At 69.8% G+C, this 13,359-nt stretch carries 13 protein-coding genes; 10 read left to right on the top strand and 3 right to left on the bottom strand.

Features of this window, described 5'->3' with window-relative positions; all coding sequences use genetic code 11:
- Positions 1–37: 37 nt before the first annotated feature.
- Positions 38–619: a DUF5134 domain-containing protein gene (locus tag QMO76_RS31895; RefSeq protein ID WP_306365076.1), complete on the top strand. Its 582-nt coding sequence runs from the start codon at positions 38–40 to the stop codon at positions 617–619.
- Here QMO76_RS31895 and QMO76_RS31900 read toward each other — a convergent pair.
- Both QMO76_RS31900 and QMO76_RS31905 read right to left on the bottom strand, forming a co-directional pair.
- Positions 616–1,626: a Gfo/Idh/MocA family oxidoreductase gene (locus QMO76_RS31900; protein WP_306365077.1), complete on the bottom strand. Its 1,011-nt coding sequence runs from the start codon at positions 1,624–1,626 to the stop codon at positions 616–618. The genes QMO76_RS31895 and QMO76_RS31900 overlap by 4 nt on opposite strands.
- Before the next feature lie 15 nt (positions 1,627–1,641).
- Positions 1,642–2,646 (bottom strand): LacI family DNA-binding transcriptional regulator, encoded by a 1,005-nt coding sequence (locus QMO76_RS31905; protein WP_306365078.1) that lies wholly within the window; start codon positions 2,644–2,646, stop codon positions 1,642–1,644.
- Between the two features lie 257 nt (positions 2,647–2,903).
- On the opposite strand from QMO76_RS31905, the gene QMO76_RS31910 reads away from it, so the two are divergent.
- The 9 genes from QMO76_RS31910 to QMO76_RS31950 are packed head-to-tail and all read left to right on the top strand — an operon-like array spanning position 2,904 to position 12,563.
- The gene (locus QMO76_RS31910) at positions 2,904–3,806 is read left to right on the top strand and encodes a TIM barrel protein (protein ID WP_306365079.1); all 903 of its coding nucleotides are present in this window, start codon (positions 2,904–2,906) and stop codon (positions 3,804–3,806) included.
- 18 nt (positions 3,807–3,824) lie between these two features.
- A complete protein-coding gene (locus tag QMO76_RS31915; protein WP_306365080.1) occupies positions 3,825–4,814 on the top strand; it encodes a sugar ABC transporter substrate-binding protein in 990 nt (329 codons plus the stop codon).
- A 20-nt stretch (positions 4,815–4,834) separates the two neighbouring features.
- On the top strand, positions 4,835–5,887 hold the full coding sequence (locus QMO76_RS31920; protein WP_306365081.1) for an ABC transporter permease: 1,053 nt from the start codon (positions 4,835–4,837) through the stop codon (positions 5,885–5,887).
- A complete protein-coding gene (locus tag QMO76_RS31925; RefSeq protein ID WP_306365082.1) occupies positions 5,884–6,669 on the top strand; it encodes an ATP-binding cassette domain-containing protein in 786 nt (261 codons plus the stop codon). The genes QMO76_RS31920 and QMO76_RS31925 overlap by 4 nt, the downstream gene beginning before the upstream one ends.
- Positions 6,666–7,604, top strand: coding sequence for a 5-dehydro-2-deoxygluconokinase (gene iolC / locus QMO76_RS31930; protein WP_306365083.1), 939 nt, complete (start codon positions 6,666–6,668; stop codon positions 7,602–7,604). The genes QMO76_RS31925 and iolC overlap by 4 nt, the downstream gene beginning before the upstream one ends.
- Complete coding sequence (locus tag QMO76_RS31935; RefSeq protein ID WP_306365084.1) at positions 7,595–8,488, top strand: aldolase; 894 nt, start codon at positions 7,595–7,597, stop codon at positions 8,486–8,488. Before iolC ends, QMO76_RS31935 begins: the two co-directional genes overlap by 10 nt.
- A complete protein-coding gene (gene iolB / locus QMO76_RS31940) occupies positions 8,485–9,375 on the top strand; it encodes a 5-deoxy-glucuronate isomerase (RefSeq protein ID WP_306365085.1) in 891 nt (296 codons plus the stop codon). The genes QMO76_RS31935 and iolB overlap by 4 nt, the downstream gene beginning before the upstream one ends.
- 10 nt (positions 9,376–9,385) lie before the next feature.
- The gene (iolD, locus tag QMO76_RS31945) at positions 9,386–11,230 is read left to right on the top strand and encodes a 3D-(3,5/4)-trihydroxycyclohexane-1,2-dione acylhydrolase (decyclizing) (RefSeq protein WP_306365086.1); all 1,845 of its coding nucleotides are present in this window, start codon (positions 9,386–9,388) and stop codon (positions 11,228–11,230) included.
- A gap of 58 nt (positions 11,231–11,288) precedes the next feature.
- Complete coding sequence (locus QMO76_RS31950; protein WP_372342129.1) at positions 11,289–12,563, top strand: aspartate aminotransferase family protein; 1,275 nt, start codon at positions 11,289–11,291, stop codon at positions 12,561–12,563.
- A 26-nt stretch (positions 12,564–12,589) separates the two neighbouring features.
- On the opposite strand, the gene QMO76_RS31955 is transcribed toward QMO76_RS31950, so the two are convergent.
- Complete coding sequence (locus QMO76_RS31955) at positions 12,590–13,102, bottom strand: YdcF family protein (protein WP_306365087.1); 513 nt, start codon at positions 13,100–13,102, stop codon at positions 12,590–12,592.
- Between the last annotated feature and the right edge of the window lie 257 nt (positions 13,103–13,359).

The following is a 13,359-nucleotide window of genomic DNA, read 5'->3' on the forward strand; positions in this document are numbered from 1 at the left end:
ATGAGAAAGCCTGCGTCGCCGCTGAAGGTGGTGTGCTGTGACCCTATTCGTCCAACAATACGAACCCCTACGATGGCTGGCTCTCCTATCCTTCGTAGCCGCAGCCGCGATAGTCACAACCCGCCTGGCCACCCCCACCCCCACCCTCACGACCGACCAGGAGTCCGACGCCGCCCACCTCATGATGTGCCTGGTCATGCTGGCGATGATCGGCTTCCCCACCGCCATAGACCCCCACGCCATGAACAGCGTCCTCACCGCGATGACCGTGGTCTACGCCCTGCTGTTCCTGGCCCGCGTCATCCAATGGCATGGCAACCCGCTGGCCCCCACCGCCCGAGTCGTCCCCTTCGCCTACCACTTCACCGCCGCCGCGGCCATGCTCTACGCCATGAGCGGCCACACCGCAGGCCACCATGGCGGCGCCCCGGCCGCCCCCATGCTCGCCCTGGCGGCCCTGTTCACCGTCGACGCGCTGGCAATGGCCTTTCCGGTGACGAGAAGGGCGCTGCGCCAACTCCTTCCGCACCATGTGGGTGTCGCGGGCGCGGCGACGGTGGTGCCGCACGTCGTGATGGACCTGGGCACCGCCTACATGCTCATCGCCGCCATCGGCTAGCGGCGCACCTCGCGCATGGCCACCGGCCGCTGCTCCCGGCGCGACAGCTCGCAAGCCTCGGCGACATAGAACGCTTCGAGCGCTTCCGTCGGCGGACACGGATTGTCCCGCGCCCCGTCGGCCACCGCCACGAAAGCCGCCAGCTCCTCGGTGTACGCGCGCCGGAAGCGATCCATGAACCCCGGGTACGCGGGCAGCGGCGACGCCGGAAAGTCGGGCTCCACCGAGTGCAGTGGCGCTCGATCATCCAGTCCCACAATGGCATTGCCCACCGAACCCAACAGCTCCAGCCGCACGTCGTATCCGGCCCCGTTGTAGCGGGTGAGGGACACGGTCGCCAAGGCCCCGTCGTCCATGCGCAGCACCACCGCGGCGGTGTCCACATCGCCCGCGTCCACGAAGTACCGCTCACCCCGGTTCGCGCCGACGGCGTAGACCTCGGTGACCTCGCGTCCGGTCACCCAGCGGATGATGTCGAAATCGTGGACGCCGCAATCCCGGAACAGGCCGCCGGAACGCGGAATGTATTCGGCCGGAGGCGGAGCCGGGTCCAGTGTGGTGGCGCGCAGGGTGTGCAACCAGCCGAGCTCCCCGTTCGCGACGGCGGCGCGGGCGGCCCGGTAGCCCGCGTCGAAACGCCGTTGGAAGCCGATCTGCACCGGCACCGACGATCCGGTGAGCCGTTCGATCACCGCGAGCGTCCCCGTGATGTCGGCCGCGATGGGTTTCTCGCAGAAGACCGGCAGTCCGCGTTCCACGGCCGCGAGGATGAGTTCGGGATGGGAATCGGTGGCCGTGGTGATCACCAGCCCCGTGAGGTCGGCGGCGAGCAGCGCGTCGATATCGGGGGCGAAGTCGACGCCGAGTTTGCGGGCGGTCTCGCGTGCCCGTTCGGTGTCGACGTCGGCGACGACCACCGATTCCACCTCCGGCAGCGCTTTCAGGGTTTCGGCGTGGGACGTTCCGATACGGCCGGTTCCGGCCAGGCCGATGCGAAGGGAAGTCATGATTCTCCTGGTTGCTCAGGTGCGAGGTGCGGCCGTCGTCGAGCGGACGACCAGGGCGGGTTCGACGCGGCTGCGCAGTGGTTCGGTGCGTCCGTCGCGCAGCCGCTGGGTGAGTGCCGCCACGGCCAGCTGGCCGATGCGGGTGCGCGGCTGGTCGATGGTGGTGAGTGAGACGTAGCGCAGGGCCGCGAGCGAGGTGTTGTCGTAGCCGACCACCGACACGTCCTCCGGCACCCGCAGTCCGGCTTCGTCGAGAGCCGACATGGCACCGAAGGCGTTGAAGTCGTTGCCGCAGACCAGCGCAGTGGGAAAGGTGCTGGGGGAGAAGACGTTCAACAGTTTCCGCACCGCGGCGGCGCCCGCGGCGTCGGTGTGCTCGCTCGGGATCACCATCGGTTCGAGGCCGTGCCGCTCCATGGCCGCGGTGTACCCCTTGCGGCGCGGTCCGGCGGCGAAGGCGGCCCCGCCGTCGAAGTGCACGATGCGCCGGTGCCCCAGCGACACCAGGTGATCCACGGCCAGTCCCGCACCGGTCTCACCGTCGTCGTTGACCGTGTCCACCCCCGCGATATTCGAGGTTCGCGACACCAGCACCACCGGGCACCGCTGGGCCGCCTCGCGAATGGCCGCGGCCGGAAGGACCGGCGAGAGCAGGATGATCCCGCCGGGCCGGAACGACAGCAGGCTTTCCAGTGCGGCCCGCTCCCGTGCCGCGCTGCGCCGCCCGGTATTGAGTATCAGCTCCAACTCGGCTTCCCGCGCCGCCGCGTCCATTCCCTCCACCACTTCGGCGAAGTAGGCATTGCGCAGGTCCGACACCATGACGCCGACGAGGTTCGAGGTCCGGCTGGCCAGCGAGCGAGCCAGGAAATGCGGTTGGTACCCCAGTTCCCTGGCGGCCTCGAGCACCGCGCGGCGGCGGTGTTCGCTCACCTTGGGGGAGCCCCGCATGACGAGCGAGACCAGGGCGCGGGAGACGCCCGCCCGAGCGGCGACGTCCTCCATCGTCGGTCGCGTCACATGTCCCTCCGTGTCGGTGCTGGTGCGTGTGGCACGTTACTGCCCGGACGCGAACCAATCAATAGAGCGCTCTAATCGGACATTTTCCGGCAACCCGTCATCCCTGTTCGCCCAGTAAAACCCCGAATTTCAAGGGTTTTCACGATCATGTAACCCGATGAGGGTTCTTGACACGCGAGTGACCCAGATTACATAGTTGGAGCGCTCCAACGCATGGAGCCACAACCGTGTGACTACGACAGGTCGAGGAAGTTCCGATGACCGCACCGCTGCACCCGCTGCGCATCGCCGCCGCACCGATCTCCTGGGGAGTCTGCGAAGTTCCCGGCTGGGGCCACGTCCTCGACGCGCAGACCGTCCTGACCGAAATGGCCGCGCTCGGCATCACCGCCACCGAATTCGGGCCACCGGACTATCTGCCCGCCGACCCGCTCGCCGTGCGCGAGCAACTCGGCGCGCACGGCTTGACCGCGATCGGCGGCTTCCTCGCGCTTCCCCTGCACCGCGAGTCCGACGCGGCGCTCGGCTTCGCCCGCGAGACGGCCACCCGCTACGCGCGGGCGGGTGCGGAGGTGCTGATCCTGGCGGCCGCCACCGGCCTCGACGGTTACGACGAACGCCCCGCGCTCACCGACACCGAGTGGGACACCCTCGTCGACACCGCCGCAGCCATCGCGGCCATCGCCGCCGAGGCGGGTCTGCGCACCACTCTGCATCCGCATGTCGGCACGCATGTGGAGTCCGAGGCCGAGGTGGAGCGCTTCCTCGCTGACTCCGAACTACCGCTGTGCCTGGATACCGGCCACCTGCTCATCGGCGGTACCGACCCGGTCGGTCTGGCCCGCCGCTACCCCGACCGCATCGGCCACATCCATCTCAAGGATGTTCGTCTCGACCTCGCCGATCAGGTGCGCGACGGCGCGCTGGAGTACAGCGAGGCGGTGCGACGGGGCATCTACGCCCCGCTCGGCGCGGGCGATATCGATATCGACACGCTGGTGCGGGAGGTCCACCGCGCCGGTTATTCCGGCTGGTATGTGATCGAGCAGGACACGGCGCTGCGGCCCGGCGACACCGCGAGGACGCCGTCCCTCGACGCCGAACGCAGTCTGCGGTATCTGGCGGCCATCGGCTCCGCGCTCGCCGCCGCACGGATTTAGCCGGAAGTGAGGACGACGATGTCTCAGCAGACCAGACCGCGACGGTGGCGGTGGCTACCGCTGGCGGCCGTCGCGGCGGCCGTGCTCGCGGCGTGTTCCGGCCCCGGGGCGGAGGTGGGAACCCAGACCCGCGCACCCGTCGAGGTCGGCACCCTGGAGTCGGTCGCGTTCGTCACGCACGGCTCACCCGGCGACGCCTTCTGGAACGTGGTGAAGAACGGGGCCGAGGCCGCGGGCGACAAGTTCGGCGTGCGAGTCGAATACAACTCCTCCGGCGATCCGAGCCAGCAGGCCAAGCTCATCGACAATGCCGTGGCCCAGCGCGTGGACGGCCTGGTGGTCTCCATGGCCAACCCGGACGCTCTGCGCGAATCGGTGGAAAAGGCGGTGGCGGCGGGCATTCCGGTGGTGACCATCAATTCCGGTGAGTCCGAGAGCGCCGAGTTCGGCGCCATCGGCCACGTCGGCCAGAGCGAGCGGCTGGCGGGCGAGGCCGCCGGAGCGCGGCTGAAGGACGCCGGAAAGACCAAGATGCTCTGCGTCATTCACGAGGCGGGCAATATCGGTGCGAACGAGCGTTGCGCGGGTGCGACCCAGGGTTTCGGCAATGCCGCCACCCTCCAGGTCGATATCAACAATCCCACCGACGCCCAGGCCCGGATCCGCGGCGCGCTGGAGGCGGACCGCTCCATCGACGCCGTGCTGACCCTGAACTCGCAGATCGCCGCCCGCGCGGTGGACGGCGCCCGGGAGGCGCGCTCGGATGCCGCCATCGCCACCTTCGATCTGAATACCGATGTGGTGGAGGCGATTCGGGCGGGCAGTCTGCTCTTCGCCGTCGATCAGCAGCAGTACGAGCAGGGTTATCTGCCGGTGGTGCTGCTGGAGCTGTACAAGACCAATCTCGATACCGTCGGAGGCGGGCGTCCGGTGCAGACCGGCCCGGCCTTCGTGGACGAATCCAATGTCGACGCCATCGGCGGCCTGGTCGCCCAGGGCACCCGGTGAGCACCGGTCGGGAGAACGAAATGGCTGTTGTGACAAAGGAACCCGCAGGCTCCGCAGATCGGCAGGAGGACCGATCGCCGCTGACGCGGCGGCTCATCGTGCGGCCCGAGATCGGTGCCGCGCTCGGTGCGATGGTGGTGTTCTTCTTCTTTTCGGTGATCACGGACGAATTCCTCAGTCCGGGCGGCGTGGCGAACTGGCTCGACGACGCCTCCACGCTCGGCATCATGGCGGTGGCGGTGGCGCTGCTCATGATCGGCGGCGAGTTCGACCTGTCCGCCGGCGTGATGACCGCGTCCACGGCGTTGGTCACCGCGCTGCTGGCGGTGGAGCTCGGCTGGAACGTGTGGTTCGCCCTGGCCGCCTCGCTGGTTTTCGCCCTCGCCGTCGGCGCGCTGAACGGCTGGGTGGTCATGCGCACCGGCCTGCCGAGCTTCATCGTCACGCTGGGCACCTTCCTGGCGCTACAGGGCTTGAATCTCGGTGTGACCCGGCTGGCGACGGGCACCGTGCAGGTCTCGGGCATTCGCGGCGCCGACGGCTACGAGTCGGCGGGCTGGGTGTTCGCCTCCACCACCGATATCGGCGACGCCCACATCCAGGCGTCGGTGGTGTGGTGGATCGTGCTGACCCTGCTGGCCGCCCTGCTGCTGGTGCGCACCCGCTTCGGCAACTGGATCTTCGCGGTGGGCGGCGCGCTGCCCAGTGCCCGCGCCGTCGGCGTGCCCGCCGTGCGCACCAAGATCCTGCTGTTCATGGGCACCGCGTTCGCGGCCTGGGTGGTGGGCGCGTGCAATCTGCTGCGCTTCACCAGTGTGCAGGCGAATCAGGGGGTGGGACTGGAGTTCCAGTACATCATCGCCGCGGTGGTGGGCGGCTGCCTGCTGACCGGCGGCTTCGGGTCGGTGGTCGGCGCGGCCATCGGCGCGCTGATCTTCGGCATGGCCCGGCAGGGCATCGTCTACGCCAACTGGAACAGCGATTGGTTCATGCTCTTCCTCGGTGTGCTGCTGCTGTCGGCCGTCCTGGTCAACAATGCTTTCAAGAAGCAGGCGGAAAGGGTACGGCGATGACCACCCCACTCATCGAGACCGTCGACATCGGCAAGAGCTACGGTGGCGTGGTGGCGCTGCGGGAGGTGTCCACCGTGGTCCGGGCGGGCGAGGTCACCTGCGTGCTCGGTGACAACGGCGCGGGCAAGTCCACGCTCATCAAGATCCTGTCCGGGGTGCATCAGCACGATCGGGGCGAATTGCGGATCGAGGGCGCCGCGACCCGGTTCTCCTCCCCGCGTGAGGCTTTGGATCGGGGTATCGCCACCGTGTACCAGGATCTCGCGGTGGTGCCGCTGATGAGCGTGTGGCGCAATTTCGTGCTGGGCTCCGAGCCGACCAGGAACTACGGCCCGATCCGACTGCTGGACCGGCGCAAGGGTATGGAGATCACCCGGCGCGCGTTGGACGATATGGGTATCGACATCCGCGATCTGGAACAGCCAGTCGGCACGCTGTCGGGCGGTCAGCGGCAGTGCATCGCCATCGCCCGCGCCGTGCACTACGGCGCGAAGGTGCTGATCCTCGACGAGCCGACCGCCGCGCTGGGCGTCAAACAGGCGGGCATCGTGCTGAAATACGTCGTGCAGGCCCGCGACCGCGGCCTGGGCGTCGTGCTGATCACCCACAATCCGCATCACGCCTATCCGGTCGGGGACCGGTTCCTGCTGCTCAAACGCGGCACCATGCTCGGCTCGTACGAGAAGAACGAGATCGAGCTGGCCGAACTCACCCGGCAGATGGCCGGTGGTGCGGAACTGGAAGCGCTGCAACACGAATTGGCGCGGGTGGTGTCGCCGTGACGGATCTGGAGGTGTTGACCGTCGGCCGGGTCGGGGTCGACCTGTATCCGGAGCAGAGCGGGGTGCCGCTGGCGCAGGTGCGGACGTTCGCGAAGTTCCTCGGCGGCACCGCCACCAATGTCTCGGTCGCCGCGGCGCGGCTGGGGCGGCGGGCGGCGGTGCTCACCAAGGTGGGACCGGACGGATTCGGCGACTACGTGCGCACCGCGTTGGAGGGTTTCGGGGTGTCGGCCCGCTATGTGTCGACCGCGCCCGACCTGCGCACGCCGGTGGTGTTCTGCGAGCTGAATCCGCCCGCCGATCCGCCGCTGCTGTTCTACCGGCTGCCCACCGCTCCGGACCTCACCCTGACCGAGGACGAGATCCCCTGGGACGAGGTCGATTCCGTTCCGCTGCTGTGGGTGACCGGCACCGGTGTGAGCGCCGAGCCCGGGCGCCGCACCCAGCGCGAGATGCTGCGGCGGCGCGGCGGGCGCGGCCACACCGTGCTCGATCTCGACTACCGGCCCATGTTCTGGCCGGACGAGCACACCGCCCGCACCGAGATCGACTGGATGCTCGACCACGTGAACGTGGTGGTGGGCAATCGCACCGAGGCGCGGGTGGCGGTCGGCACCGACGATCCCGACGCGGCCGCCGATCGGCTGCTGGCCCGGGGCGTCGAGCTGGCCGTGATCAAACGCGGGGCCGATGGCGTGCTGGTGGCGACCGCGGACGCCCGCTCCACCGTGCCGCCCTGCCGGGTGGAGGTCGTCTGCGGTCTCGGCGCGGGTGACGCGTTCGGCGGCGCGCTGGCGCACGGCCTGCTGGCGGGCTGGGACCCGCACCGCATCGCCACCTACGCCAATGCCGCCGGGGCGCTGGTGGCCGCGCGGCTGGCCTGCGCCGACGCCATGCCCACCGCGACCGAGATCGAGGAGCTGCTGTGCACCTGACCGACGAGCGCTGGCAGGAACTGCTGCGGGTGCGCGCCACCGACCCGGACGCGGTGCCGCGCGCCTACGCCGACCGCCGTCGCCGCGAACGGCTGCTGTCCGAGCGCGGCACCCTGTTCCTGGTGGCCGCCGATCATCCGGCGCGCGGCGCGCTGGGTGTCGGCCCGGATCGCACCGCCATGGCGGATCGGCGCACGCTGCTGGAGCGGCTGCTCATCGCCTTGGAGCATCCCGCCGTGGACGGCGTGCTCGGCTCGCCCGATATCGTCGAGGAACTGCTGCTGCTGGACGCCCTGCACGACAAGGTCGTGGTCGGCTCGATGAACCGCGGCGGTCTGGCCGGGGCGGATTGGGAGATCGACGACCGCTTCACCGGCTACGACGCCGAGTCACTGGTGAAGTTCGGCCTCGACGGCGGCAAAATGCTGCTGCGCCTGGTGGATTCGGACCGATCGACCGCGCCGACGTTGCACGCCTGCGCCCGCGCGGTGTCGGCCCTGGCCGCGCACGGGCTGATGGCCATGGTGGAACCGCTGCCGTATCGCCGCGACGAGTCCGGATCGCTGGTCATGTGCAAGGACGCGGCGTCGCTGCAGCGGGCCATCACGGTGGCGGCCGGGCTCGGGATCACCTCCGCGCACACCTGGCTGAAAATCCCGGCCCCCGAGGATATCTCGGTGCTGGAGGCCACCACGCTGCCGGTGGTCGTACTGGGCGGCGTGCCCTCCGGCGACCCGGCCGCCGATCTGGAGTCCTGGGGTACCGCACTGCGCCACGAGGTGGTGCGCGGCCTGGTCGTCGGCCGCAGTCTGCTGTATCCGCCCGACGGCGACGTGGCCGCCGCCGTGGACGCGGCCGCCCGCACCCTGGGAGCCGCGAAATGAGCACATTGCATCGTCCGTCCGGAACCCTCACCGAGGGCGCGGATCCCATCCTGCTCACCCCCGAGTCGGCGGGCTGGACCTACACCGGACTGCGGGTGCTGCGGCTCGCGCCCGGCGCACGGCGCACGGTGCACACCGGGGAGTTCGAGGCGTTCGTCCTACCGCTGGCCGGTTCCTGCACGGTGCGGGTGGACGGCGAGGTCTACGCCCTGGAGGGCCGGGACTCGGTGTTCACCCGGGTCACCGATTTCGCCTATGTGCCACGCGATGCCGAGGTGGAGCTGTCCACGGTCGCCGGGGTGGAGGCGGCGCTGCCGATGGCCCGTTGCACCCGCCGCCTCACCCCGAAATACGGTCCGGCCGAAGATGTCCCGGTCGAGGTGCGGGGCGCGGGCCGCGCCACCCGGCAGGTCGTCAACTTCGGCACCCCCGGCGTCTGGGATCACGCCGACAAACTCAATGCCTGCGAACTGCTCACCCCCGACGGCAATTGGTCGTCCTATCCGCCGCACAAGCACGACGAGTCCACCGAATGCGAGGTCGCCAACGAGGAGATCTACTACTTCCGCATCGCCGGGCCGGACGGAATCACGCCGTCGCCCATCGGTTTCGGCATGCACCGCACCTACACCGGCGACGGCGCCCTGGACGAGAACGTGGCGGTCCGCGACGGTGACGTCTTCCTGGTGCCGCACGGCTATCACGGTCCGTGCATCGCCGCGCCCGGTTACCCCATGTACTACCTGAACGTGCTGGCCGGTCCCGCGGCGCAGCGGTCGATGGCCTTCTGCGACGATCCCGCCCATACCTGGGTGCGCGACCAGTGGCAACACCAGGCACCCGACCCGCGCTGCCCGCTCACCGACCACAAAGGTCGCATCGAATGAGGTTGTCCGCATGAAACTCACCACCGCGCAGGCGCTGGTCGCCTGGCTCATCGCACAGCATTCGGAAACTCTCGACGGGCGCGAAGTGCCCATGTTCCCGGCGGTTTTCGCCATTTTCGGGCACGGCAACGTGCTGGGCCTCGGCACCGCACTGGAGGAGCGGCGCGATGTGATCCCGGTCTGGCGCGGACACACCGAACAGGGGATGGCGCTGGCCGCGGTCGGGCTGGCCAAGGCCACCCATCGGCGGCAGATCGGCGTCGCCACCTCCTCCATCGGCCCCGGGGCGCTCAATATGGTGACCGCCGCCGGGGTGGCGCACGCCAATCGGCTACCGCTGCTGTTGCTGCCGGGCGACACCTTCACCAGCCGCGCCCCGGACCCGGTCTTGCAGCAGGTGGAGCATTTCGGCGATCCGACCGTCACCGTCAACGACGCGTTCCGGGCGGTGAGCCGCTGGTTCGACCGCATCACCCGGCCCGAGCAGCTGTTGGCCACGCTGCCGCAGGTGGCGCGGGTGCTCACCGACCCGGCCGAGGCGGGACCGGTGACGCTGGCGCTGCCGCAGGACGTGCAGGCCGAGACCTTCGACTTCCCGGAGCGGCTGTTCGAACCGGTGGTGCACCGGGTTCCGCGTCCGCGCGCGGATCGGCGCAGCCTGGAGGAGGCGGCCGCGGCGCTGCGGCGCTCGAAGCGTCCGCTCCTGGTGCTCGGCGGTGGGGTGCGCTATTCGGGGGCGGCGGCGCGGGCGCTGGAATTCGCTCGGCGGCATCGGATTCCGGTGACCGAAACCACCGCGGGACGCACCCTCGTCGCCCATGACGACCCGTTCTACGCCGGACCGCTCGGCATCACCGGTGCGGCGTCGGCCAATGCCATGGCCGGCCAGGCCGACGCGGTGCTCGCGGTCGGCACCCGGCTCCAGGATTTCACCACCGCGTCGTGGACGCTGTTCGATCCGGACGTGCGGCTCATCCATATCAACGCGGCCCGCTTCGACGCGGTCAAGCACGGTGCGCTGGAGGTGGTCGGCGACGCCGATACCGCGCTGGAGGATCTGGCCGCGCATATGACCGGCTGGAATGCCGATCCGGCCTGGAGCGCGCGAGCGGCGGCGGTGCGGTCGGAATGGGACACCCATATCGACAAACTGCGTGCCCCGACACCCGGCCCGCCCAGTTACGCCCAGATCGTCGGCGTGGTGAACGAGCTCAGCACCGCCGACGACTACGTCATGACGGCCTCGGGCGGACTACCCGGCGAACTCGTCGGCGGCTGGCGGGCCTCCGGCGGTGAACCCACCATGGATGTCGAATACGGGTTCTCCTGCATGGGCTACGAGCTCGCCGGTGCGTGGGGTGCGGCCATGTCGCATTTCCGCGGTCTGGTCACCACCCTGCTCGGCGACGGCTCCTACCTGATGCTCAACTCCGAGCTGTTCTCCGCCGCGTTCGCCGGACATCCGCTGGTGGCCGTGGTCTGCGACAACGACGGGTACGCGGTCATCGGCCGCCTCCAGGAAGGGCAGGGCGGCGAGCCGTACAACAATTTCTACGCCGACTGCCGCAGCAACCATCCACGCCCGCCGCGCGTGGACTTCGCCCAGCACGCCCACGCCATGGGTTGCCTGGTGTTCACCGCGGGAGACCTGGTGCAGTTCCGGATGGCGTACAAGAACGCCCGCACCGCCGCCATGGCCGAGCGCCGACCGGCCGTGGTGGTGATCCGCACCCGGGCTGGTTCCTGGACCGAATCCGGGGCCTGGTGGGAAGTCGGTGTGCCCGAACATCTCTCCGGCCGCGACGCCTATGAGCAGGCCAAGCCGGGTCAGCTGCGGATCGCCCGCCGCCCCTGACCATCCGGTCCGGTGGCGGGCCCACCTCACTCGGCGGCTACCGTAGTCGTGAAGTGAAATGCGCCGTGTGCGAAGTGTGGGCGGCGGGTGGTCCAGGGAGGTGCTTGTGGGTTCGCTGTGGCACGGCTTCGCCGATATGGGTGCGGTGGAGCGCGACGGAGCGTTCGTGGTGGCGCGCGGTGCGGGTGCGTACGTCTGGGACGAGGCCGGGAACCGGTATCTGGACGCCACCGCCGGGCTGTGGTTCACCAATGTCGGCCACGGTCGCCGCGAGATCGCCGACGCCGTGGCCGCCCAGCTGGGCGATATCGCGCACTACTCCAACTTCGGCGACCTGGCCTCCCCGGTGCTGCGGGAGCTGGCCGAGCGGCTGGCCGCCATCGCCCCGGTGCCGGGCAGCAAGATCTTCTTCACCTCCGGCGGCTCCGACGGCATCGACACCGCCGCCAAACTGGCCCGCCGCTACTGGCACGAGCAGGGCAAGCCGGACAAGACCGTCATCGTGGGCCGTCAGAAGGCGTACCACGGCATGCACGTCGCGGGCACCGCGCTCGCGGGCATCCCGGTCAACCGCGAGGGCTACGGCGAGTTCATGGCCGATGCCCGCACCATCACCTGGGACGATCCGGCCGCCCTGTCCGCCCTCATCGCCGAACTCGGCGCGGACCGCATCGCCGCCTTCTTCGCCGAACCCATCATCGGCGCGGGCGGCGTCTACCTCCCGCCCGCGGGCTACCTCACCGAGGTGCGCCGCATCTGCCGCGAGAACGACATCCTCTTCGTCGCCGACGAGGTGGTCACCGGCTTCGGGCGCATCGGCGGATCCTGGTTCGCCTCTTCCCGTTTCGACCTCCAGCCCGACATCATGACCACCGCCAAGGGCCTCACCTCCGGCTACCTGCCCATGGGCGCGGTCTTCGTCGCCCCGCACGTCGCCGCCCCGTTCTTCGCCGGCGGCGTCTGGTTCCGCCACGGCTACACCTACGGCGGCCACGCCGCCTCCGCCGCCGCGGCCATGGCCAACCTCGACATCATCGAGCGCGAACACCTGCTCGACGCCAGCAAGAACCTGGAATCCCTGCTGCACGAACACTTCTCGCCACTGTTGGCGCACCCGAAGGTCGCCGAGGTCCGCAGCGGCCTCGGTGCGGTGGCGGCCGTGCAGCTCGCCGACCCGGCCGCAGCCCTGGCCATGGTGAAAACCCTGCGCACCCATGGCGTCTCGACCCGAGCGGCGGGCCAGGGCGCGCTCCAGATCTCGCCCACCTTCGTCATCACCGAACAGCAGGTCGCGGAGATGGCGGCGGCCTTCGCCCGCGCACTGGACGCCTGAGGCGCAGCCACACCGCTCTCGACCGCTCACAGCGGGATGACACGCAGTACGGTCGGCAGGCGTTCGGGCGTGTAGGTGTCGGCGATCGCCACTCCGGCGGCAAGGAACAGCCGTACCGCTCGGGGCAGGTGGTCGGCCGAGGTGATCAGCACGGCGTCGCGGCTGCCGAGTGCGGTGAGGACGGCGGCCGTGAACGCGGCGTTCTCCACCGTGGAGCCCGCCCGGGGTTCGAGGTGAATACGGTCCGGGCGCAGGCCGCGCTCGCGCAGCCAGGCGGCCATCGCGTCCGCCTCGCTCACCCCGGCCCGGGGGTTGCCGCCGGTGACGACGATCGGGGAGGCGGGGGACAGCAGGGCTCCTATGTAGGCGGCCCGTAGCCGCTCGATCAGGGGCGGGCGCATGGTGCCGTCCGGCAGCAGCCCGTAGCCGAGCACCACCAGTGCCGTCCGCGGACCGTACGCGGTGGGCAGCCGGACCTGCTCGGCGGCTGCTCCCGGAGCGGACGTGAGCACTGCCGCGGCGACCACGAGGGCCGCCACGCCGGAGCACAGGGTGCGTCGGATGCGACGAAGTTGTGAACAGCGCATGGATACTCCGAAACGGTCGCAGTGGAATTGCCGCGCGGGAGATGTCGGCCCGCACAATATTCCGAGCGTCGCGTGCCGAAACAAGATGGCGGAGGGCGGAACTGGAGAATCCACCGATTCGACGGTGTCGAATTGTGAAGCCCACGGAATATCCCGCGCGGCAGGACTTCGCCGCTGTGATCCGGCAGCACCCTACGGAGGCGATACCG

The organism is Nocardia sp. CC227C, assembly GCF_030767025.1.
In the GTDB taxonomy this organism is placed as follows: domain Bacteria; phylum Actinomycetota; class Actinomycetes; order Mycobacteriales; family Mycobacteriaceae; genus Nocardia.